Source organism: Streptomyces sp. NPDC053079, assembly GCF_044546695.1.
In the GTDB taxonomy this organism is placed as follows: Bacteria; Actinomycetota; Actinomycetes; order Streptomycetales; family Streptomycetaceae; genus Streptomyces.
Genome location: NZ_JBITZJ010000006.1, coordinates 376770 through 397168, shown reverse-complemented (window position 1 = coordinate 397168; position 20399 = coordinate 376770). Strand labels below are relative to the sequence as shown.

Here is a 20399-nt window from a genome sequence, read left to right as displayed (position 1 = left end):
TCAGGCCATCGCGAGGAGCACGGCCCCCACGACCACCGCGATCGCGACGACCACACCGACGATCACTCCGGCGCCCGGCCCGGACTTGCGGCCGCGCCCCGCGGCCGCGGCGGACCGCCCGCCGCCCGGCGCCCCCTCGTCGACGAAGGCGCGGAACATCTGAGTGCTGCCCGCAGGGTCGTAGTTGCCTTCGGGGCTCTGCTGATGGTGGTTGGCCATGGGCCAGGACCCTAGCGAAACGCCCCGGCCTCCCGTGCACAGGGCCACCGCTTTGCGGGCAGCCGGGCAAGGCTTGAGCCTTCCTTTACCCGATTTGGGCGCTATTCGTTTGCCTTCAGCAACCAAACGTCCGTATGGTTGCCCGAAGCAACCTAACCTTTCGGATCCGAGGAGCCGAGCCCATGGCCGCACAGGAGCAGTACGAAGAGCTGGCCCGGCAGCTCAGCGCCCTCGGCGCCGTCAAGCGCGGCCTGAGCCGGTCCCTCCCCCAGGACTGCTCGCCCGCCACCGCCATGCTGCTGGCCCTGCTCAAGCAGCACGGCGACATGCGGATGAGCCGGCTCGGCGAGCTGCTGGGCATCGACGCCTCGGTGACCAGCCGGCACGTCGCGTACGCCGCCGAGCGCGGCTGGATCGACCGGCAGCCCGACCCGCTCGACAAGCGGTCGCGGCAGCTGAGCCTCACCCCCAGCGGCGGGGCGCTGCTGGAGGAGGTCTCGGCGCGCTACACCCAGGCGCTCGCGACCTGCCTGCAGGACTGGTCCGACGCCGACGTCGGCCACCTCATCGGCCTGATGACGCGCCTGCGCGAGAGCTTCGGCGAGTGCCGACCGCGCCTCGCGCCGCAGCACCACCCGGCCGAGCACGCCACCCGTACACACGCCTGAAGTACCGCAGCGAGAAAGGGAGTCCATGGCCAACACCACACCGGCAGGTGTGCGGGACGCCTCGACAGACACCGCAGCACCCATGACGCACCGCCAGATAATGGAGGCCCTCTCGGGCCTGCTCCTCGGCATGTTCGTGGCGATCCTCTCCTCGACGATCGTCTCCAACGCGCTGCCGGAGATCATCCACGATCTGCACGGCAGCCAGTCGTCCTACACCTGGGTCGTCACGGCCTCGCTCCTGGCGATGACCGCGTCCACCCCGCTGTGGGGCAAGCTCTCCGACCTCTTCAGCAAGAAGCTGCTGGTCCAGCTGGCCCTGGTGATCTACGTGGCCGGCTCGGTCGTGGCCGGCCTCTCGCAGAACACCGGCATGCTGATCACCTGCCGGGTGTTCCAGGGCATCGGCGTCGGCGGCCTCTCCGCCCTCGCCCAGATCATCATGGCCGCGATGATCTCCCCGCGTGAGCGCGGCCGTTACAGCGGCTACCTCGGCGCGACCTTCGCCGTCGCCACCGTCGGCGGCCCGCTGCTGGGCGGCGTCATCACCGACACCGACTGGCTCGGCTGGCGCTGGTGCTTCTACGTCGGCGTACCGTTCGCGATCATCGCGCTCGTCGTCCTGCAGAAGACGCTGAAGCTGCCCGTCGTGAAGCGCAAGGTCAAGGTCGACTGGCTGGGCGCGTTCTTCATCACCGCCTCCGTCACCCTGCTGCTGATCTGGGTCACCCGGGCCGGCAAGGGCAAGGACTACGACTGGATCTCCTGGCAGACCGGCGCCATGGTCGGCGGCTCGCTGCTCCTCGCCGCGCTCTTCGTCCTCACGGAGTCGAAGGCGTCCGAACCGATCATTCCGCTGCGGCTGTTCCGCAACAAGACGATCGCCCTGTCCTCGCTCGCGAGCCTCTTCGTCGGCGTCGCGATGTTCGCCGGCACGGTCTTCTTCTCGCAGTACTTCCAGCTGGCGCGCGGTGAGTCGCCGACGATGTCCGGCGTGCTGACCATCCCGATGATCGCCGGCCTGTTCGTCTCCTCGACCGTCTCGGGTCAGATCATCACCAAGACCGGCCGCTGGAAGGCCTGGCTGCTCAGCGGCGGCGTCCTCGTCACCGCGGGCATGGGCCTGCTCGGCACGATGCGGTACGACACCCCGTACTGGCACCTGGCGATCTACATGGCGCTCATGGGTCTCGGCATCGGCATGATGATGCAGAACCTCGTGCTGGCCGCCCAGAACCAGGTCGAGCCGAAGGACCTCGGCGCCGCCAGCTCCGTCGTGACCTTCTTCCGCTCCCTCGGCGGCGCGGTGGGCGTCTCCGCGCTCGGCGCGGTCCTCGCCAACCGGGTCCCCGAGTACGTCAAGGACGGCATCACCGCGCTCGGCCCGAAGGCCGCGGCGGCGATGGGCCACGGCGGTACGGGCGGGGGCGGCATCCCCGACCTCGACGCGCTGCCGGCGCCGATCCGCACGGTCGTCGAGAGCGCCTACGGGCACGGGGTCGGCGATGTGTTCCTCTACGCCGCGCCGTGCGCGCTGATCGCCTTCATCGTGACCCTCTTCATCAAGGAGGTCGCCCTCAAGGGCGGCAGCGGCCCGGCGGCCGCCACCTCCGCGGACCCGGCGGCCACGGACGCCGCCGAGCCGGCTCGGCAGGCCGGCTGACGAACCCCGGCCGGCAGCGCGCTACGAGCGGAGTCGCGCTGCCCGGCCGGACGGCCCGGAACCTGAACGGCATGGACGGTTCCGGACCCTGGGCCCCGGTGGGGGTGCGCACGAACGGCAGGGGACGGCCGGCGCACCGCCACCGGGGCCTTAAGCGTGCGGGGGCGCGCCCGCGGCGTCCCCGGCCCGGGAACGGTCACGCATGACCTCCATCCCGGCGATCATCATCTCCAGCGCGTACGCGAAGTCCTGCTGCCGCTGCTCGGCGACGGACTTCGTCATGCGCGCCTCCATGAGCTCGGCCGCCTCCCGGTGCGTCTCGGCGAAGTCCGGCTGGTTCGCGACCACGCCCATCACCTGCGCGAAGTACTCGTCCTCGGTGATCCCGGCCGCCCGGCAGCGCTCCTTGAAGAGCACCTCGATCGTGGAGAAGCCGTAGACGAACTGGAAGACGACGTTGAGCACCCCGGTCGTCCCGTCCTGCGAGACGCCGATGCGCTGCACCACCTTCAGCGCGGCGTCGGCGAAGGCCATCGACTGCGGGCCGATGTTCAGGTACTTGCCCACCAGCTGGGCCACCCAGGGGTGGGCGACGAGCATCTTGCGGTACTCCGTCGCCAGCTCCCGCACCTGGTCCCGCCAGTCCGCGCTCTCGTCGGACAGGTCGGGCGTCCGCATGTCACCGGACGCCCGGTCCAGGGCCAGCTCGAGGAGCTCGTCCTTGTTGTCGACGTACCAGTAGACCGACATGGCCGTGACGCCGAGCTCGGCGGCGAGGCGGCGCATGGAGAACTTCGCCAGGCCGTCGGCGTCGAGCAGCCGGACCGTGGTGGAGACGATGCGGTCCCGGTCCAGTCCCTCGCCCCCCGGCTCGGCCTTGCGCTTGGGGGCCTTCCCCTCCCCCTTCTCGGCCAGCCACACGCTCGTGTGCGGGGTGCCTGCCATCGTGCGTTCTCTCTTTCCGCCGCTGTGTACGTATGCGAAATGCTAGAGGGGGGCGGGGCAACGGCCCCGCCCCCCGGACGGCCTCAGCTCCCGGCCCGCTCGGCCCGCTCCGCCCGCCACAGCAGGACCGCGGCCAGCACGCCTCCCGCCATGACGGCCCCCGCGCCGACCAGCTGGCTGGCCTGGACGCCGGAGGCGAAGGCGTCCGAGATCTCCGTGCGCTCCGCGTCCGTGTGGGCCCGGGACAGCGCCGCCGGCAGGGAACCCGCCGCCACGCCCGGCAGCAGCGCCGCGAACCGCGAGTTCAGGACCGCGCCCAGCACCGCGACGCCGAGTCCGTTGCCGCACTCCTGCAGCGTGCCGTTGACGCCCGCGCCCACGCCCGCCTTCTCCGGCGGGATCGCCGACATGATCGCGTTGGCCATGGCCGGCATCGACAGGGCGATGCCGACGCCCATGAGGACGAGGCCCAGGAGCATGCCGCTGTAGCCGTCCGCGCCGAGCACCGCGATCGAGGCCAGGCCCGCCGCCAGCAGGCCCATGCCGCCCACGATGGCACCGGGAGTGCCGATCTTCGGCAGCAGCCGGGCGCCCACGCCCGTGAAGTTGAGGACGACGATGACCAGCGCCAGAGGCGTCATGCGCAGTCCGGTCTCCAGCGGGTCGTAGTGCAGGACCAGCTGCAGGTGCTGCCCGAGGAGGAAGAACGAGCCGCCCATGCCGAAGGCGACGAGGATGCCGCCGGAGACCGCGCCGACGAAGCGGCTGTTGCGGAAGAAGTGCATGTCCAGCATCGGGTACGGGCAGCGGCGCTCCCACAGGGCGAAGAAGGCCAGGGTGACCAGGCCGACCGCGCCGGAGGTCAGCACCCGCTGGGAGGTCCATCCGTGGCCGGGGCCGGAGATGATCGCGAAGACGAGGCCGGTCATGCCGATCATGGAGAGCAGCGCGCCGAGCAGGTCGGGCCGGTCGCCCGACGGGTTCTTCGACTCCGGCACCCACTTGAGCACGGCCAGCAGGCCGAGCAGCGCGACCGGCAGGTTGATGAGGAAGATCGAGCCCCACCAGTAGTGGTTGAGCAGCGCGCCGCCGATGAGCGGCCCGGCGGCGAAGCCGAGCGAACTGACCGCACCCCAGAGCCCGATGGCCTTGGGCCGCTCGTCCGCGTCGAAGACCTGCACGATGACGGCCAGGGTGGTGGTCATCAGCAGCGCGCCGCCGATGCCCATGCCCGCGCGGGCGGCGATCAGCTGGCCGGCGGTCTGCGAGAGCGCCGCCGCGAGCGAGCCGATGCCGAACAGGGCGAGGCCGGCCGCGAGCAGCTTCTTGCGCCCGTAGCGGTCGGCGGCGCTGCCCGCGGTGAGCAGCAGGCCCGCCTGCACCAGCGAATAGGCGTTGATCATCCACTGGATGTCGGAGGTCGCGGCGCCCAGGTCCTCGGTGAGGGAGGGGATGGCGACCGTGAGGACGGTGTTGTCCAGCAGCACGGTGAGCTGGGCGAGGCAGATGACGGCGAGGACCAGCCAGCGCGTGGGATGGCGGTGCGGCTCGGCGGCGGTGTCGGGCGGTGAGTCCGTGGTCGTCGACGTCATGAGAGGGCCCCCTTGTACGGTGTACGGCTGATTGCGTTCTACACCGTACAGGAACAGCTATACGCCGTACAAGCGCCATTACTTTCCGGCTGTCGCGGGCTTGAGGAGGTAGCCGGCCCCCCGCCGGGTGTGGATCATCGGCGGCCGTCCGGCGTCGACCTTCCGGCGCAGGTAGGAGATGTAGAGCTCGACGACGTTGACCTGTCCGCCGAAGTCGTACGACCACACCCGGTCGAGGATCTGCGGCTTGCTGAGCACGCGGCGCGGATTGCGCATCAGGAAGCGCAGCAGCTCGAACTCGGTGGCGGTGAGGCGGATCTCCTCCCCGCCCCTGAAGACCTCACGGCTGTCCTCGTCCAGGACCAGGTCCCCCACGGTCAGCACGGAGCCGGCACACGGCGCGGGCGTCCGGGACCTGCGCAGCAGCCCGCGCAGCCGGGCGACGACCTCCTCCAGACCGAACGGCTTGGCGACGCAGTCGTCGCCGCCCGCGGTGAGCCCGGCGATGCGGTCCCCGTCGGCATCCCTGGCGGCGAGGAAGAGCACCGGCACGTCGGGCCGGTCGTGCCGCAGCCGGCCCAGTACCGCCAGCCCGTCCATGCCGGGGAGCCCCACGTCCAGGACGACGGCGTCCGGCCGGAAGTCCCGTGCGCGGCGGACCGCTTCGTCGCCGTCGGCGGCCGACCGCACCTCCCAGCCCTCGGAGCGCAGGGCGAGGGAGAGCAGGCCGGCGAGGGGGGCCTCGTCGCCGACGACCAGTACGCGCACGGCGCCCGTGTCGTCGTGCGGCGGTCGGGTGCGCCCTTCGGGCGAGGCGGTGGTCGTCATGGTGACGATGGTGCGGAGGAAGGGTGAGAGGGGTCTTTCCCGCGCCTGTGAATCGCCTGAGAATCGCCGCCCGGACGACCCGGCGCGAGGCGCCGGACAGCGGAATAACCGGATGAACCCTCCGGTTGTTTGGATCATGGCACTCACCACACACCTCGGCACGATCGGCCTATGGAGCGCGGGCCTCCGCACGGACGACCCCACGCGGCTCGGCGAAATCGCCGACGCGGCGGCGGAGTTGGACGAGCTCGGCTACTCGGCCCTGTGGATCGGCGGCAACCCCAGCATGGCCCAGGCCGCCCACGTCCTGGCGGCCACCGACCGGGTCGCCGTGGGCACCAGCATCCTCAGCATCTGGCAGCACGAGGCGGCCGACGTCGCGGCCCAGTACGCCGCCCTCGCCCCCGGCCTGCGCGAGCGCTTCGTCCTCGGCCTGGGCGTGAGCCACACCGCGCTGGCCGAGCAGTACGCCCGCCCGTACTCCGCGATGCAGGCGTATCTGACGGCGCTGGACGACGCCCCCGTCCCGCTGCCCGCCGGGCAGCGCGTGCTGGCCGCGCTCGGGCCGAAGATGGTCCGGCTCGCCGCCGAGCGCGCGGCCGGGGCGATCCCCTACCTCGTCACCGCCGAGCACACCGCGAAGGCCCGCGAACTGCTGGGGCCGGACGCCTTCCTCGCCCCCGAGGTGAAGGTCGTCCTCGACACCGACCCGTCCCGCGCCCGCCGCACGGCCCGCGAATTCCTCGCCATCTACCTGCCGCTGCCGAACTACACCAACAACCTGCTCCGGCTCGGCTTCACGGAGGAGGACTTCGAGGACGGCGGCAGCGACCGGCTCGTGGACGCCCTCTTCGCCCTCGGCGACGACACTGCGGTCCGCGCCCGCGTCAATGAGTTCCTCGCGGCCGGCGCCGACCACCTCGCCGTCCAGGTCGTCCTGCCGCACGGCCGACAGCAGGCCCGCACCCTCGCCCGCCCCGAGTGGCGCGAGCTGGCCCAGGCCCTGCCGCTGTAGGACCGCGCCCCGGAAACGCCGCAGGCCCGGTACCAGTGGTACCGGGCCTGCGGTCTTAGTAGCGGGGACAGGATTTGAACCTGCGACCTCTGGGTTATGAGCCCAGCGAGCTACCGAGCTGCTCCACCCCGCGACGGTCGAGAGTCGAAACTCTCGGCTGTGCGCTCGGCAGGATTCGAACCTGCAACCTCTTGATCCGTAGTCAAGTGCTCTATCCGTTAAGCTACGAGCGCTCGGCTTTCCGGCGGACTTTCTTGCCGGTCGGCGTTGCGTGGACAACATTACATGAACCTCGCCGCCAGACGAAATCCATTAGCCGCACCCCACCTGACCTGCGAAAACAGCCCCGGATGGCCTCCCGGGCGAAGATCGCCGGACAAGATCCCGGGAAAACAGAAAGCCCCGGTCGTCACGAGGACGACCGGGGCTTCCGGCGACTGCGGAGGCGGAGGGATTTGAACCCTCGATGGGCTTTAAGGCCCAAACCGCATTAGCAGTGCGGCGCCATAGACCGGACTAGGCGACGCCTCCAGCTACAACCGCGCAGGCGCGGGTGTCGCGTGCAGATGATGACACAGCCTTGCGGCTCGCCACCAATCGCAGCCTACGGTACCGGGAGACAGGTGCCTCGGGCAAAGGCCTTACCGACGCGCAACGCGAAACGCCCCGGCGCGTTAGTTCGGACGAGGGGTTTGGCCGGAAGCCCGGCCGCCCGGCCCCCGTACCGCTCGCACCTCAGGAGTATTCGCATGCCGCTCCGCCGTCTCGCCCTGGCCGCCGCGCTGGCCGCCCCGCTGCTGGCCGCCTCCGCCGCCGCCACCGCGGCCCCGATCCCGCTCGACGGCGCGGACCGCGGCGGCGACCACCTCACGGTCACCATCACGGACACCGGCGCCCACGACGGCACGTACGAGCTGTACTGCCACCCGACGGGCGGCACCCACCCCCAGGCCCAGGCGGCCTGCGACCAGCTCGACAGTCATATGAAGTGGGGCACGGACCTCTTCGCGCCGGTTCCCGAGGGCCAGCTGTGCACCATGCTCTACGGCGGACCGGAGCGGGCGCACATCTCCGGAACCTGGGCCGGCCGGCCGGTGAACGCCGACTTCAACCGGACCAACGGGTGCGAGACCGCACGGTGGAACAAGTTCTCCACCGTGTTCGGGGAGTCGAAGGGCTCGCCGAAGAAAACGACCGTGGAAACCGGTCAGGGCTGACCAGAAGGTCACCACGAAGGCGGACACGAGGGGCATGTCCGGCCTGCCCGAGACGCCCGCAAGAGGCCCCGTGACGGGGCCCGGCACACGTGTCATCCGCAGTAGCGCACGCAACGGCAGCCCGTAGACTTCCCCTCAATGACAGCCCCGAGGCGGTACAAAACCGCCCGGAGCGGTCGGCAAGGTGCGGTAACCAGGGAGGAAGCGTCGTCGTGAGCAGCAGGCCATCCCGAGGCGCTGCTCGCCTCGCAGCCATACTCGACGCCCTGCCCGATGCCCTGTTGCTCGTCAACTGCAACGGCACGGTCGTCAACGCCAACCACATCGCGCTCGAGACGTTCGAGGTGCCGGGCACCGGTCTCGTCGGGCGCGGTCTGCTCGATCTGCTGCCGGAGTTCGACTCGCGGCGCATCCCCGGTGGGCTGCGGCTGCGGGACGAGCCGGACGGCGGGCGCACCAAGCCCACGCGGATGATCGCCCGGCGCACGGACGGCACCCAGTTCCCCGTCGAGGTGACCAGCGCCAACCTCGACGGCCGCACCCCGTACGCCGAGCCGCACGCCTCCTACGACGACGAGCTGCTCATGCTCGTGGTCCGCGACCTGACCGGCACGCTCGACACCGAGGCCGAACTCGCCCGCTCCCAGCGCCAGACCGAGATGATCCTGCGCGCGGCGGCGGAGGGCGTGGTCGGCGTCGACACCGCCGGCAAGGTCGTCCTCGTCAACCCCTCCGCCGCGCAGATCCTCGGCTACCGCGCGAGCGACCTCGGCGGCCGCGAGCTGCACCCTCTCATCCACCACTCGCGCGCGGACGGCACGCCCTTCCCGTACGAGGAGTCGCCCATCGCCGACACCCTGCGCTCCGGGCGCAAGCACCGGGTGCGCGGGCAGGTGCTGTGGGCCAAGGACGGGCGCGCGGTGCCGGTCGACCTGACGACCGCGCCCGTGCGCGACGGCGACCAGCTCGTCGGCGCCGTGATGACCTTCACCGACCGGCGCCCCTACGACGCCCTCGCCGCGCGCCACGCGCAGCTGATGGCGGTTCTGGACGAGTCCCTGCGCGGCCCCCTGGACCAACTCCGCGCCGAACTCGGCACCCTGGCCGACGACCCGGCCGGGCAGCTGTGGCCCGAGGCCAACCAGATCCTGCACCATCTGGCCGCCGGTTATGCCCGGATGACCACGCTTGTCGACAATGTGCTGGCCTATCAGCGGCTGGACGCCGGGCAGGACAAGCTCGTACGGGAGAAGGTCGCGCTCGACGAGGTCGTCGCGGCGGGCGTCGAGGGCGCGGTCGAGCTGATCGGCCCCGGCCGGGCGCAGTTCGCCGTGCACGCCCCGGCGATCGAGGCCGAGGTGGACGCGGAGCGGTTCGCCCAGGCGCTGGCGCACCTGATCGCGGACGTCGCCGGCGTCGACTCCACCGGTTCCCCGTCCGCCGCCACGTCCGCCTCCGGTCCGGCCACCGCCGTCGGCGACTCGACGATCGTCGTGGCGGCGGCCCAGCGCGGGGAGGTCGTCCGCGTCGAGGTGCGCGGCCCCTACCCGGGCGGTGACCCGGTGCACGGCCCCCTGGTGCGCGGCATCGTCCGCCGCCACGGCGGCGTGCTGCAGACGCACGACCTGCCGGGTGCGTCGGGCGGCAAGGCGTACGTCCTGGAGGTGCCGGTCTCGGCCGACGCCGGCCCGGTGCCGGCCTCCGCGCAGCAGCGCGGGCCCGACACGGAGAATCTGACGACCGTCATGCCGATGCCGACGCAGCGCGGCCGGGGCATGAACCCCGACCCGGCCGGCGACGAGGCTCCCACCCCGGACACCCCTGCCGGCGGCGGCCGGCGGGCGCGCCGTGGAGCGACGGAGACGGCGACGGCCGAGGCCCCCGAGAAGCCGGAGGCGGCCGCGGCCGCCGACACCTCTGCGGCGCCGCAGCCGACGGGGCGGCGCCGGGGTCCGGCCCGCGCGGAGGACTCCGCCGACGGCCCGGGTGACCGCCCGGGCCCGGGCGGCCTGGTCCCCTCGCAGGCCACGAGCACGCCGACCGGGCGCCGGGCGCGCCGCGGAGCGACGGAGACGGCGGCGGCCGAGGCCCCGCGCACCGCGTTCGCCCTGCCGCCGGGGGAGACGGACCGCCCCGCCGAGCCGACGGGGCGCCGTGCGCGGCGCGGCGTCGCGGAAGCGGTGCCGGAGCACCAGATCCCTGGCCAGGCCACCGACGAACCGTCCGCTCCCCGCACGGCGTTCGCCCTGCCCCCGGCCGAAGCCGACCGCAAGCCGGCCCCGGCCCCCGACGCGGCCTCCGTCCCACCCCAGACCCCCCGCCCCCGCCCCAACCCGTCGGCCCCCGAACAGCCGACCGGCACCCACGACGCCACCACCCCGCCGCCCGAGCCCACTGCGGGCCCGTACGGCCAGGAGGGCATGCCGGGCACCCGGGTACAGGGGCCCGACGCACCCGCGCCCTTCAGCCTGGAGACCATGCAGGGCGGCCGCACGGGCCAGGGCGCACCCGGACAGCAGGGACCTGACGCACCCGCGCCCTTCAGCCCGGAAGGCATGCCGGGCGGGAGCGCGGGGCGGGGCGCACCGGGTCAGCAGGGCACGAACGTGCCCGGCTCTTTTGGGCCGGAGGGCATGCCGGGCAGCGGCGCCGGCCAGGGCAACCACGCGGCGGCACAGGGACCGAACGGCCCGGGGGCCGTGCCGGGCAGCTCCGCCGGCCGGGGCGCACCGGGTCAGCAAGGCACGAACGCACCCGCACCCTTCAGCCCGGAGGGCATGCCGGGCGGGAGCGCGGGCCAGGGCCCCGCGGCCATGCCGGGCGGCTCCGCCGGCCGGGGCGCACCCGGACAGCAAGGCGCGAACGCACCCGCACCCTTCAGCCCGGAGGGCATGCCGGGCGGCGGCACGGGGCGGGGCGCACCCGCACAGCAGAGGCCCGACGCACCCGCGCAGTTCAACCCGGAAGGCATGCCGGGCGGCAGCGCCGGCCAGGGCAACCACGCAGCAGCACAGGGGCCGAACACCCCTGCGGCCATGCCGAGCGGCCGCGCGGGCCGGAGCGGCCCTGCAGGGCAGGGCCCGTACGGGCCGGAAGCGGCGGGCGGCCCCGTCAACCTCGACGGCCCCGCGGCCCAGGGCCCGTACGGCCCGGAGGGCATGCCCGGCACCGCCGGGCACGGCGCGCCCGCGCAGCAGGGCACGAACGCACCCGGCCCCGTCCACCCCGACGGCACCACCGCACAAGCCCCGAACGCCTCCGGCCCGTACGGGCCCGAAGGCATCCCGGGTGGCGGCACCGCCAGTCCCGCGGTCCACGCCGCCGCCGGCACCCCCGGTTCCGACGGCCCCGCGGCACAAGGCCCCAGCCCTTCCGGCCCGTACGGCCCGGAAGGCATCCCGGGCGACGGCCCCGCCGGCCAGGGCGCACCCGGACAGCAGGGACCCAACGCTTCCGGTTCCCCCGAGGGACTGCCCGGTCCTCGCGGCGGCAACGTCGCTGACGCGGACCGTTCCGCGAAGCCCGCCGAGGGTGAGCCCGTGGCGCAGCCGCAGGCGGTCGTCGCCGGTGGTGGCGAGGGCGAGGCGGCGCAGGTCGCGCCGGCGCCCACCGGGCGTCGTCGGGCGCGGCGCGCGCTCGCGGAGGAGCCGGGGGCGGCCGGCCGGCAGGGTGGGGCCGAGGCGGCGCCCGCCGCGCGGGCGATCAGTGTGCGGCCCTTGGGGCAGGGGCCCGGCACGGGCGAGACCCCGCCGAACGGGACCCCCTCCCCCGGGTCCGGCCGCCGCCGGAAGCTGGCGAACCCCTCCGACGGCGAACGCGAGGCCCAGGCGCAGGCACAGGCAGCGCAGGCCCAGGCGGCGCAGGCGCGCCCCGTCGGCGCGCCCGCCACGGCCACGCCCCCGGCAACGCCGGCACCGGCACCGGCCGCCACCCCCGGCAGCGCCGCGCGCCCCGAAGGCCGTGCCTTCGCCATAGGGGCACCGGACGAAGGTGCCGAGGGGCCCGAGCCGCTCGACGGACCGAACGGTGCGGTCGAGGTCGTGGAGGCCGTGCGTCCGCCGATGGACGACGAGTTGCCGCCCGAGCCGCTGGACAACCCGCGCCGGCTGCTGGTCTGGCCGGCACCGGACGCGTCCACGGAACAGGCGCTGACCGAGCGCGGCTACCGCCCGGTGATCGTGCACTCGCGCGAAGAGGTGAACGCGCAGATCGCCGCGTACCCGGCCGCCCTGTTCGTCGACCCGCTGACCGGCCCGATCACCCGTACCGCGCTGCAGTCGTTGCGCGAGGCGGCGGTCGCGGCCGAGGTCCCGGTGCTGGTGACGGCGGGCCTGGGGCACGCGACGCGGGAGGCGGCGTACGGCGCCGACCCGGCCGTACTGCTCAAGGCCCTCGCGCCGCGTGACAGCGAGATGCACCCGCCCCGCGTGCTGCTGATCGAGGAGCACGAGCCGATCGCGAACGCGCTGACGGCCACGCTGGAGCGGCGCGGCATGCACGTCGTGTGCGGGGCGACGGACGCGGAGGCGGTGACGCTCGCCGCGCAGACGCGCCCCAACCTGGTCGTCATGGACCTGATGCAGGTGCGCCGCCGCCGCGCCGGCATCGTCGACTGGCTGCGCTGCAACGGCGCGCTGAACCGCACGCCGCTGGTCGTCTACACCTCAGCCGACCTCGACGCGACCCAGCTGCCGCGGCTGGCCTCCGGCGAGACGGTCCTCTTCCTCGCGGAGCGCTCGACGAGCGCGGAGGTGCAGGGCCGCATCGTGGACCTGCTGGCGAAGATCGGCACCAACTAGGCGGAGGCGTCCGGGGCGGGACCCGTGTCCCGCCCCGTCAGGCGGAGGGCCGCCGTGCGCACGGACGCGCGCAGCCGGGCGTCGTCCTCGTCGGTGTCGCCGATGAGGATCCGCCGCATGTGCGGCTGCACGGTCGACCACGACGCCAGGGCGGTCAGCATGAAGAGCAGGTCGGGCGCGGGGATGCGGGAGTCGATGACGCCCTTGTCCTGGGCCTCGGCGAAGGCCTCGACCTTGCGGGCGTAGTGGCGCCGGCGCTCCTCCTCGTGAGGGATGCCGCCGGTGCCGTACTCCAGGCCCTCCCAGAAGACCAGCCTGATCAGTTCGGGGTTGGCCGCGTGGTAGTCCATGAGGCGGTCGATCCAGCCGTCGACGTCCTCGGCGTCGACGGGGTAGGCGACGGCCAGCTCCATGAGGCGCTTCTCGAGCACCTGTGAGAAGAGCTCGGCCTTGTTGCCGAAGTAGGCATAGATCAGCTGCTTGTTCGCCCGGGCCTCGCGGGCGATGCGGTCGACGCGGGCGCCGGCGATGCCGTAGCGGGCGAACTCGGCGGTGGCCGCCTCGAAGATGCGGGCCTTGGTGGCCTCGGGATCCCTGACTGATGCCATGCCACCCAGCGTAACCAACTATTTGGTTGACAGCAGGTGCAGGGCGCTTGCAAGATTCAACCAACCAGTTGGTTGTAAGACGCAGGGGGACCCGCACACCCATGACCCACACCGCCCACCACGACGCACCTCCCTCCATACGCCCCGGCACCGACACCCCGCCCGCCCCCGAATCCGCCCCGCGCGGCCTGGGCGACGGCGCCCTGCTCTCCGTGATCGCCCTCTGCACGGCGGTCACCGCGGCGAACATCTACCTCGCCGCCCCCCTCCTGGGCCTCATCGCCCGCGACTTCGGCGTCTCGGCCTCCGCGGCCGGCTGGATCGCCTCCGTGGCCCAGCTCGGCTATGCGGCCGGCCTGTTGATCTTCGCTCCGCTCGGTGACACCGCCGACCGCCGCCGCCTCGTCGGCATCCTGTCCGCAGTCGCCGGCGCAGCCCTGGTCGCCGCCGCGCTCGCCCCCGGGCTGCCCGCCCTGGCCGCGGCCGTGCTGGTGGCCTGCGCCGCCACGGTCGTGCCGCAGCTGCTCGTACCGTTCGTCGCCGAGCGCGCGCCCGCCGACCGGCGGGGCCGGCATGTGGCCGCGGTGGTGGCCGGGCTGTTCACCGGCATCGTCGCGGCACGCGTGGTCGGCGGGCTCGCGGGCCAGGCGTTCGGCTGGCGCGCGGTCTTCTTCGGCGGCGCGGCCCTGACGGTCGCGGTCGGCCTGCTCACCGCCGTCCTGCTGCCCGCCGAAACCCGGCCGCGCGGCGGCGCCAACCCGCTCAAGGCCATCGCCGGGCTGCCGGGCCTCCTCGCCTCCTCCCCCGCACTGCGCACCGCCTGTCTGCGCCAGGGCGGCCTCTTCGGCGCCTGGAGCGCCCTGTGGACGACGCTCACCCTGCTCCTGACGACGACGTCCGGGTCCTACCACCTCTCCCCCGGCACGGCGGGCCTCTTCGGCCTCTTCGGCCTCGTCTCCACCGTCGTCGCCCCGGTCTCCGGCAGCCTCATCGACCGCCTCGGCCCCGGCCGCGTGATCACCACCGCCTACGCGCTGACGGCCGTTTCGGTCCCCCTCTTCTGGCTGGGCGGGCACGCCCTGTGGGCCCTGTGCGCCGGCGCCGTCCTCATCCACGCGGGCCTGATGGCCGGTCAGGTCGCCAACCAGACCGGCGCCCTGGCGGCCACCGCCAAGCCCGCCGCCGCCAACACCGCCTACGTCGTCTGCGGCTTCCTCAACGGCGCCGCCGCCTCCGCCCTGGCGGGCCCGGCCTTCGGCCACTGGGGCTGGAACGGCGTCTGCGTCATCGCCGCGGCCTGGGTGCTGCTCGGCTGGGCCGGCGGAGCCCTCTCCGCGCGCACGCACCGCGCCTAGCCACTGGGCAGGGCGCGCATGACCGCGCCGGGCTCGCTCCTGGCGACGGCCGGCGTGCGCAGCCACACCTCGCAGGCCAGGGTCGGTTCGAGGGCGAGCAGCGGGGCGGCCGTGGGGTGCGGGGCGCTCAGCTCGGCGCGTACGGCGGCGTCGTCGACGAGGCCGAGCCGGGACAGTTCGGAGCCGTCGAAGAGGGCGAGCAGGGCGGGGCGGTGGCGGCGGAAGCCGTCCATGACGTCCTCGCCGTAGGGGCGGACCTTGGTGGCGCGGCCGAGGAGGTCGTCGGGGACGATGCCGCGCATCGCCTCGGCGAGCAGGGGTTTGTAGCGCTGCGGCGTACCGCGCTCGTCGGGGCGTACCGCGAGGGCGGCCTCGATCACCCGGTCGTCCAGATAGGGGGCGGCCAGCCGCACGCCGTGCGCGGCCATGAGGCGCGTCGCGTAGGCGACGGCGGCCCCGGCCTGGCGGATGGCCTCCAGCGTCCGGTGGGTGCCGCGGTCGGGGGCCAGCGGTTCGTACGAGGCGTCGGTGAGCAGTTCGCAGGTGGTGTAGGCGGCGTCGGCGGTCACCCAGGCGGGCATCCGGAGCTCGGGCGTCCAGCCCAGCTGGGGGCGGAAGGGCCGCGGCGGCGCGGCCGTCAGGCGCCCCGCGCTGTGGGTGAGCCAGGCCGGGAAGTCCTTGGAGTCCGTGACGGCCCGCCAGGTGGCCGCGAGCGGCCAGTGCTTGAGGGCGCGGCGGTCGCGGATGTGCCGCACGGCCGTCAGCGGCCGCGACCGGGCGAGGGTGTGCAGATAGGAGGAGGACGGGGAGAACAGCTCGTCCCCGCCGTAACCGCACAAGTGCAGCCGCGAGCCCTGGGCGGCCACCCGCCGGGCGCTGTCGACGAAGCGGGCGGCGTCCCTGATCCAGTGGGCGGGTTCGGCGGGCAGGACGCCCGTGCCCCGGTCCAGTTCGGCGTAGAGGGTCGGCACCTGACCGTAGGCGGGCAGCAGGTGTTCGGCGTGCGGCAGCCCGTCGGCGATGCGGCGGGCCCACAGCGCGTCGTCGCCGCCGGCTGCCGGCCGGGGTCGGCGCACGGTGACCAGCCGGCGGTCCGGGGTGGCGGCCAGCTGGGCCAGGATGCCGGAGTCCATGCCTCCGGAGAGGTCGGTGCTGACCACGCCGTCCGTCGCACGGATCCGGGACCGCACGGCATCGGTGAGGGCTTCCCTGACCGCCGACGCGCCCTGCTGGAGGGGCTGTACCGGCTCGGGCGGCTGCCACCAGCGGGCCGTGCGCGCCGTGCCGTCGGGCTCGATCACCAGATGGCTGCCGGGCGGGACGGCGTCCACGCCGCGCCACAGCGCCCGCTCCCGCAGCGGGTGCGGGACGCACGGTCTGAGCAGCCGCAGGGCGAGCAGCCGCTCGTCGACGTGCGCGCCGGTCATGGCGGCGAGGGTGTCGGGGCGGTCGGCGGCGACCGTCACGCCCGCCAGCCGCGCGCGGTAGACGCAGCACACGCCCGCGATGCCGCCCTGCACCCGGACCCGCCCTCCCACCGAGGCGATCAGATGCGCGCTGCCGCGCAGCCTGCGGGCGAGGTCGTCGAGGCCGGCGACATCGGTCAACCGCGCCGCCTCGGCGTGCAGTTCGGCGGGGGCGACGGGGCAGAACCCGGCCACCACGAGGCGGGTCCGCCCCGCCGCGCCCACGGTCATCGCGTCGGCGGGCCAGTGGCCCACGAGCCAGGGGCGGCCCGAGGCATGGGGGATCCGCTCCGGGCCGGGCGCGGCCGCGCGGGCGAGGGCGGCGCGGCCCGCGTCGCTGTCGGGCAGGACGACGAACGCCATGTCGGCGGACATGGGCGGCGCCCCTCAGCCGGCCGGACAGAAGGCCGGCGCGGCGTGGTCGTCGGCACCCCGGCCCCGTTCCGCTGTCGTGTCCGCGCGCAGCTCCATGGGGGTCCTTCCGCTCCGGGCGGCACGACGAAGGCACCGCACTTCGATAACGGTAAGTAGTCACGCGAACGCAGTGCAACGGTCGCCGCAGGCGCCCGGAGTCTCGTCTCGCACCATGCCTACCCGCGTGCGCCCCCCGGCGCACGCGCCCCGCGACCGTTCCCTCGTGCCCCGCAGCGTGCACGTCCCCGAATTGTGCCGCCAATTGTGGCGGACTCGTTTCCTCCGGGTAGTGACTTACCGACGGATACGTCAGCAGAATCACCGGGAACTACCCTCGCGTAACGACGCGCAGAATGGGGAGGCCCCCGGTGCAGAGCACAATGCAGGACGTACCGCTGACCGTCTCGCGAATCCTGGCCCACGGGTCGAGGGTCCACGGCAGCGCTCAGGTCACGACCTGGACAGGCGAGGGCGCGCCCCACCGGCGCAGCTTCGCGGCGATCGGGGGCCGGGCCACGCAACTCGCCCACGCCCTGCGGGGCCTGGGGGTCGCCGAGGGCGAGCCCGTGGCCACCCTCATGTGGAACAACGCCGACCATGTGGAGGCCTACCTCGCCGTCCCCTCCATGGGCGCGGTGCTGCACACCCTCAACCTCCGGCTGCCCCCCGAGCAGCTCGCCTGGATCGTCAAGCACGCCGCCGACCGCGTCGTCATCGTCAACGGCTCCCTGCTGCCGCTGCTCGCGCCGCTGCTGCCGCACCTGGACTGCGTGGAGCACGTCGTGGTCTCCGGCCCCGGCGACCGGTCCGCGCTGGCCGGCGCCCACCCGCAGGTGCACGAGTACGACGAGCTCATCGCGGGCCACCCCGCCGACCACTACCCCTGGCCCGAACTCGACGAGCGCCAGGCCGCCGCCCTGTGCTACACCTCCGGCACCACCGGCGACCCCAAGGGCGTGGTCTACAGCCACCGTTCGATATACCTGCACGCGATGGAGGTCAACGCCGGGGCGTCCTTCGGGCTGACCCCCGCGGAGATCTGCCTGCCCGTCGTGCCGATGTTCCACGTCAACGCCTGGGGCCTGCCGCACGCCGCGTTCATGGCGGGCACGTCGCTGCTGATGCCGGACCGCTTCCTGCAGCCCGCGCCGCTCGCCGAGATGATCGAGTCCGAGCGCCCGACCGTGACGGCCGGCGTGCCGACGATCTGGCAGGGGCTGCTGGCCGAACTCGACGCCAAGCCCCGCGACATGTCCTCGCTGCGCACCGTGATCAGCGGCGGTTCGGCGTGCCCGCCCTCGCTGATGAAGGCGTTCGAGGAGCGGCACGGCGTCACACTCGTCCAGGCCTGGGGCATGACCGAGACCTCGCCGCTGGGCTCCGTGGCCTTCCCCCCGGCCGGGCTGAGCGCCGAGGAGGCGTGGCCGTACCGCGTCACGCAGGGCCGCATGCCCGCCGGGGTCGAGGCGCGGCTGGTCGGGCCGGGCGGGGACGTCCTGCCCTGGGACGGCGAGTCGGCCGGTGAGCTGGAGGTCCGCGGCCCCTGGATCGCGGGCGCGTACCACGGTGGCGCGGGCGGGGAGCCCGAGCGCCCGGCGGACAAGTTCAGCCCGGACGGCTGGCTGCGCACGGGCGACGTCGGCACGATCTCCCCGGACGGCTTCCTCACCCTCACCGACCGGGCGAAGGACGTCATCAAGTCGGGCGGCGAGTGGATCTCCTCGGTCGAGCTGGAGAACCACCTGATGGCCCACCCGCAGGTCGCCGAGGCCGCCGTCGTGGCCGTACCGGACGACAAGTGGGGCGAGCGGCCGCTGGCCGTGGTCGTGCTCAGGAACGGATCGGCCGTCGACTACGAGGGCCTGCGCGGCTTCCTCGGCGAGCGCATCGCCCGCTGGCAGCTGCCGGAGCGCTGGGCGCTCGTCCCGTCCGTGCCGAAGACCTCGGTGGGCAAGTTCGACAAGAAGGTGCTGCGCAGGCAGTACGCGGACGGCGACCTGGTCGTCACCACGCTCGGCTGACGGGAGCGGGCCGCGGCCCGGCGCACGCTACGCCGCCGCGGCCAGTTCCGGGTCCTCGCGGAGCTTGCCCAGCGCGCGGGAGACCGCGCTCTTGACCGTGCCGACGGAGACCCCGAGGAGCTCGGCGGTCTGCACCTCGGTCATGTCCTCGTAATACCTGAGGACGACCATGGCCCGCTGCCGCTCCGGCAGCCGGCGCACCGCGCGCCACATCGCGTCGCGCAGCGCCTGCTGCTCGGCGGGGTCGGCGGCGGGGCTCTCCTCGCGCTCGGGCAGCTCCTCGCAGGGGAACTCGTCGACCCTGCGCTTGCGCCACTGCGAGGTGCGCGTGTTCACCAGCGCCCTCCGGACGTAGCCGTCGAGGGCGCGGTGGTCCTCTATGCGGTCCCAGGCCAGGTACGTCTTGGTGAGCGCCGTCTGCAGCAGATCCTCGGCATCGCACGGGTTCGAGGTCAGTGAACGTGCGGTGCGCTGCAGCACCGCGCCCCGGACCCGTACGTACGAAGAGAACGACGGGTACACGGCGGCGGTGGATGCGCGGGTGCACACAGGCGTCGTAGTAGCTGTCATGTCTCCACGCTATGAGCGCGCGCATAGCTGCGGATCGGCCGGAGGTGCCGAAGAACGGTCCCCCTCAGGTCGTACCCGGAAGGACGGGCCCACCTCCTGGAGGGGGAGACCCCCCAGGGGTGGTCTGAGGGGTCGTGCGCCGGTGCGGGTGCCGGCCGGGTGCCGTGCGACGGCGTCCGTCACTGGATGACGGCCACCGGCGCGTCGACGAGATTGCGGTCGATGGTCAGCTTCCGGCTGCCGTGGGTCTCGGTCACGTTGCCCGCGTACTGGTGGATGCGGCGGTGCGGATGCCAGGCCGCGGCGGAGAGCACCTGCTCGCTCTCCGTGGAGGCGGGCAGCCGCCAGCGGGCGAACCACAGGATCTCCGGCAGGTTGCCCACGCCGGCCCGCCGGGCGAGTTCCATGTGCCGCACGCCCGACTCGGCGCTGCTGTAGAAGCCGGGCAGGTAGCCGTGGCGGCTGACGGTGCGGCTCCAGGACTGGATGAAGGACAGGGTGATGTCGGCGCAGTCGTAGTCGGCGTAGTCGTACGCCTCCATGTCGAGGTAGAGCGGGCTGCCGGCCGCGATGCCCAGCGCGGAGGCGCTGCGGACGGCGTCGCGGCCCTCGTCGGTGCCCTGGCCGTCGGGGTCGTCGCCGATGGGGTAGCCGGCCTTGGAGCTGGCGCGGACGCAGGGCGACTGGGAGCCGACGAAGACGGGCAGGATCCGCCAGCCCAGGTCACGGGCGCCGGTCAGCCACCTCTTGCTGAGGTACTTCTGCTTCGGGCAGGCGCGGGCCCGGCCGCCGTAGTAGACGCCGACGGCTCCGTAGCCGGAGGTCGCTCCCCACGCGCTGAGGGTGGTCAGCGGCGGAGCCTGGCAGGTGTCGAAGCCGCGGCCCCGGTAGATGCTGGGACCGGCGGCCGGTGCCGCCGTCACGGGTACGGCGTGGGCGACCACCTGGGCCAGCGCCGCCATCAGGGCGACGAGATATCCGATGATCTTTCTCCGTCGGTGCATACGGCCGAGTCAAGG

The 20399-nt window shown here is 73.6% G+C and carries 14 protein-coding genes, 3 tRNA genes and 1 pseudogene; 7 read left to right on the top strand and 11 right to left on the bottom strand.

Annotated elements, in window-relative coordinates; all coding sequences use genetic code 11:
* Window positions 1–219, bottom strand: coding sequence for a hypothetical protein (locus ACIGXW_RS24090; RefSeq protein WP_071964853.1), 219 nt, complete (start codon window positions 217–219; stop codon window positions 1–3).
* A gap of 182 nt (window positions 220–401) precedes the next feature.
* Between ACIGXW_RS24090 and ACIGXW_RS24085 the strand changes: the two genes are divergently transcribed.
* On the top strand, window positions 402–887 hold the full coding sequence (locus ACIGXW_RS24085; protein ID WP_071964852.1) for a MarR family transcriptional regulator: 486 nt from the start codon (window positions 402–404) through the stop codon (window positions 885–887).
* 25 nt (window positions 888–912) lie between these two features.
* Window positions 913–2704, top strand: a pseudogene (locus ACIGXW_RS24080) (MDR family MFS transporter).
* Here ACIGXW_RS24080 and ACIGXW_RS24075 read toward each other — a convergent pair.
* From ACIGXW_RS24075 to ACIGXW_RS24065, 3 genes are all read right to left on the bottom strand, one after another.
* Window positions 2701–3495: a TetR/AcrR family transcriptional regulator gene (locus tag ACIGXW_RS24075; protein WP_399574956.1), complete on the bottom strand. Its 795-nt coding sequence runs from the start codon at window positions 3493–3495 to the stop codon at window positions 2701–2703. The pseudogene ACIGXW_RS24080 and the gene ACIGXW_RS24075 sit on opposite strands and share 4 nt — an antisense overlap.
* 83 nt (window positions 3496–3578) lie before the next feature.
* Entirely contained in the window at window positions 3579–5087 is a 1509-nt protein-coding gene (locus ACIGXW_RS24070) for an MFS transporter (RefSeq protein ID WP_399574955.1), read from the bottom strand.
* Between the two features lie 78 nt (window positions 5088–5165).
* Complete coding sequence (locus tag ACIGXW_RS24065; RefSeq protein WP_399574954.1) at window positions 5166–5915, bottom strand: response regulator transcription factor; 750 nt, start codon at window positions 5913–5915, stop codon at window positions 5166–5168.
* A gap of 136 nt (window positions 5916–6051) precedes the next feature.
* On the opposite strand from ACIGXW_RS24065, the gene ACIGXW_RS24060 reads away from it, so the two are divergent.
* Window positions 6052–6930, top strand: coding sequence for an LLM class F420-dependent oxidoreductase (locus ACIGXW_RS24060; RefSeq protein ID WP_071964847.1), 879 nt, complete (start codon window positions 6052–6054; stop codon window positions 6928–6930).
* Between the two features lie 59 nt (window positions 6931–6989).
* Here the strand turns inward: ACIGXW_RS24060 and ACIGXW_RS24055 are convergent.
* The 3 genes from ACIGXW_RS24055 to ACIGXW_RS24045 form a co-directional block, all read right to left on the bottom strand.
* Window positions 6990–7063, bottom strand: a tRNA-Met gene (locus ACIGXW_RS24055).
* 27 nt (window positions 7064–7090) lie between these two features.
* Window positions 7091–7163, bottom strand: a tRNA-Arg gene (locus ACIGXW_RS24050).
* 207 nt (window positions 7164–7370) lie between these two features.
* Window positions 7371–7461: transfer RNA gene (locus ACIGXW_RS24045), tRNA-Ser, on the bottom strand.
* A 218-nt stretch (window positions 7462–7679) separates the two neighbouring features.
* On the opposite strand from ACIGXW_RS24045, the gene ACIGXW_RS24040 reads away from it, so the two are divergent.
* On the top strand, window positions 7680–8147 hold the full coding sequence (locus ACIGXW_RS24040) for an SSI family serine proteinase inhibitor (protein ID WP_071964845.1): 468 nt from the start codon (window positions 7680–7682) through the stop codon (window positions 8145–8147).
* A gap of 212 nt (window positions 8148–8359) precedes the next feature.
* Window positions 8360–12946, top strand: a complete 4587-nt coding sequence (locus ACIGXW_RS24035; RefSeq protein ID WP_399574953.1) for a PAS domain-containing protein — start codon at window positions 8360–8362, stop codon at window positions 12944–12946.
* Here the strand turns inward: ACIGXW_RS24035 and ACIGXW_RS24030 are convergent.
* On the bottom strand, window positions 12943–13554 hold the full coding sequence (locus tag ACIGXW_RS24030; RefSeq protein ID WP_071964841.1) for a TetR family transcriptional regulator: 612 nt from the start codon (window positions 13552–13554) through the stop codon (window positions 12943–12945). The two genes, ACIGXW_RS24035 and ACIGXW_RS24030, sit on opposite strands and share 4 nt — an antisense overlap.
* A 101-nt stretch (window positions 13555–13655) precedes the next feature.
* On the opposite strand from ACIGXW_RS24030, the gene ACIGXW_RS24025 reads away from it, so the two are divergent.
* Window positions 13656–14909 carry an MFS transporter gene (locus tag ACIGXW_RS24025; RefSeq protein ID WP_399574952.1) on the top strand — a complete coding sequence of 418 codons (1254 nt, stop codon included), beginning with the start codon at window positions 13656–13658 and terminating at the stop codon, window positions 14907–14909.
* Here ACIGXW_RS24025 and ACIGXW_RS24020 read toward each other — a convergent pair.
* Window positions 14906–16750, bottom strand: a complete 1845-nt coding sequence (locus ACIGXW_RS24020; protein WP_399574951.1) for an asparagine synthase-related protein — start codon at window positions 16748–16750, stop codon at window positions 14906–14908. The genes ACIGXW_RS24025 and ACIGXW_RS24020 overlap by 4 nt on opposite strands.
* Before the next feature lie 407 nt (window positions 16751–17157).
* Between ACIGXW_RS24020 and ACIGXW_RS24015 the strand changes: the two genes are divergently transcribed.
* On the top strand, window positions 17158–18810 hold the full coding sequence (locus ACIGXW_RS24015; protein WP_399574950.1) for a long-chain fatty acid--CoA ligase: 1653 nt from the start codon (window positions 17158–17160) through the stop codon (window positions 18808–18810).
* Between the two features lie 27 nt (window positions 18811–18837).
* On the opposite strand, the gene ACIGXW_RS24010 is transcribed toward ACIGXW_RS24015, so the two are convergent.
* Window positions 18838–19380 (bottom strand): SigE family RNA polymerase sigma factor, encoded by a 543-nt coding sequence (locus ACIGXW_RS24010; protein WP_071964836.1) that lies wholly within the window; start codon window positions 19378–19380, stop codon window positions 18838–18840.
* A 179-nt stretch (window positions 19381–19559) separates the two neighbouring features.
* Window positions 19560–20384 (bottom strand): glycoside hydrolase domain-containing protein, encoded by an 825-nt coding sequence (locus tag ACIGXW_RS24005; RefSeq protein ID WP_071964835.1) that lies wholly within the window; start codon window positions 20382–20384, stop codon window positions 19560–19562.
* Between the last annotated feature and the right edge of the window lie 15 nt (window positions 20385–20399).

Excerpts from the sequence above, each read along its gene's own strand:
- ACIGXW_RS24090 (WP_071964853.1), bottom strand. The coding sequence starts at position 219 with ATGGCCAACCACCATCAGCAGAGCCCCGAAGGCAACTACGACCCTGCG.
- ACIGXW_RS24085 (WP_071964852.1), top strand. The coding sequence starts at position 402 with ATGGCCGCACAGGAGCAGTACGAAGAGCTGGCCCGGCAGCTCAGCGCC.
- ACIGXW_RS24075 (WP_399574956.1), bottom strand. The coding sequence starts at position 3,495 with ATGGCAGGCACCCCGCACACGAGCGTGTGGCTGGCCGAGAAGGGGGAG.
- ACIGXW_RS24070 (WP_399574955.1), bottom strand. The coding sequence starts at position 5,087 with ATGACGTCGACGACCACGGACTCACCGCCCGACACCGCCGCCGAGCCG.
- ACIGXW_RS24065 (WP_399574954.1), bottom strand. The coding sequence starts at position 5,915 with ATGACGACCACCGCCTCGCCCGAAGGGCGCACCCGACCGCCGCACGAC.
- ACIGXW_RS24060 (WP_071964847.1), top strand. The coding sequence starts at position 6,052 with ATGGCACTCACCACACACCTCGGCACGATCGGCCTATGGAGCGCGGGC.
- ACIGXW_RS24040 (WP_071964845.1), top strand. The coding sequence starts at position 7,680 with ATGCCGCTCCGCCGTCTCGCCCTGGCCGCCGCGCTGGCCGCCCCGCTG.
- ACIGXW_RS24030 (WP_071964841.1), bottom strand. The coding sequence starts at position 13,554 with ATGGCATCAGTCAGGGATCCCGAGGCCACCAAGGCCCGCATCTTCGAG.
- ACIGXW_RS24025 (WP_399574952.1), top strand. The coding sequence starts at position 13,656 with ATGACCCACACCGCCCACCACGACGCACCTCCCTCCATACGCCCCGGC.
- ACIGXW_RS24020 (WP_399574951.1), bottom strand. The coding sequence starts at position 16,750 with ATGTCCGCCGACATGGCGTTCGTCGTCCTGCCCGACAGCGACGCGGGC.
- ACIGXW_RS24010 (WP_071964836.1), bottom strand. The coding sequence starts at position 19,380 with ATGACAGCTACTACGACGCCTGTGTGCACCCGCGCATCCACCGCCGCC.
- ACIGXW_RS24005 (WP_071964835.1), bottom strand. The coding sequence starts at position 20,384 with ATGCACCGACGGAGAAAGATCATCGGATATCTCGTCGCCCTGATGGCG.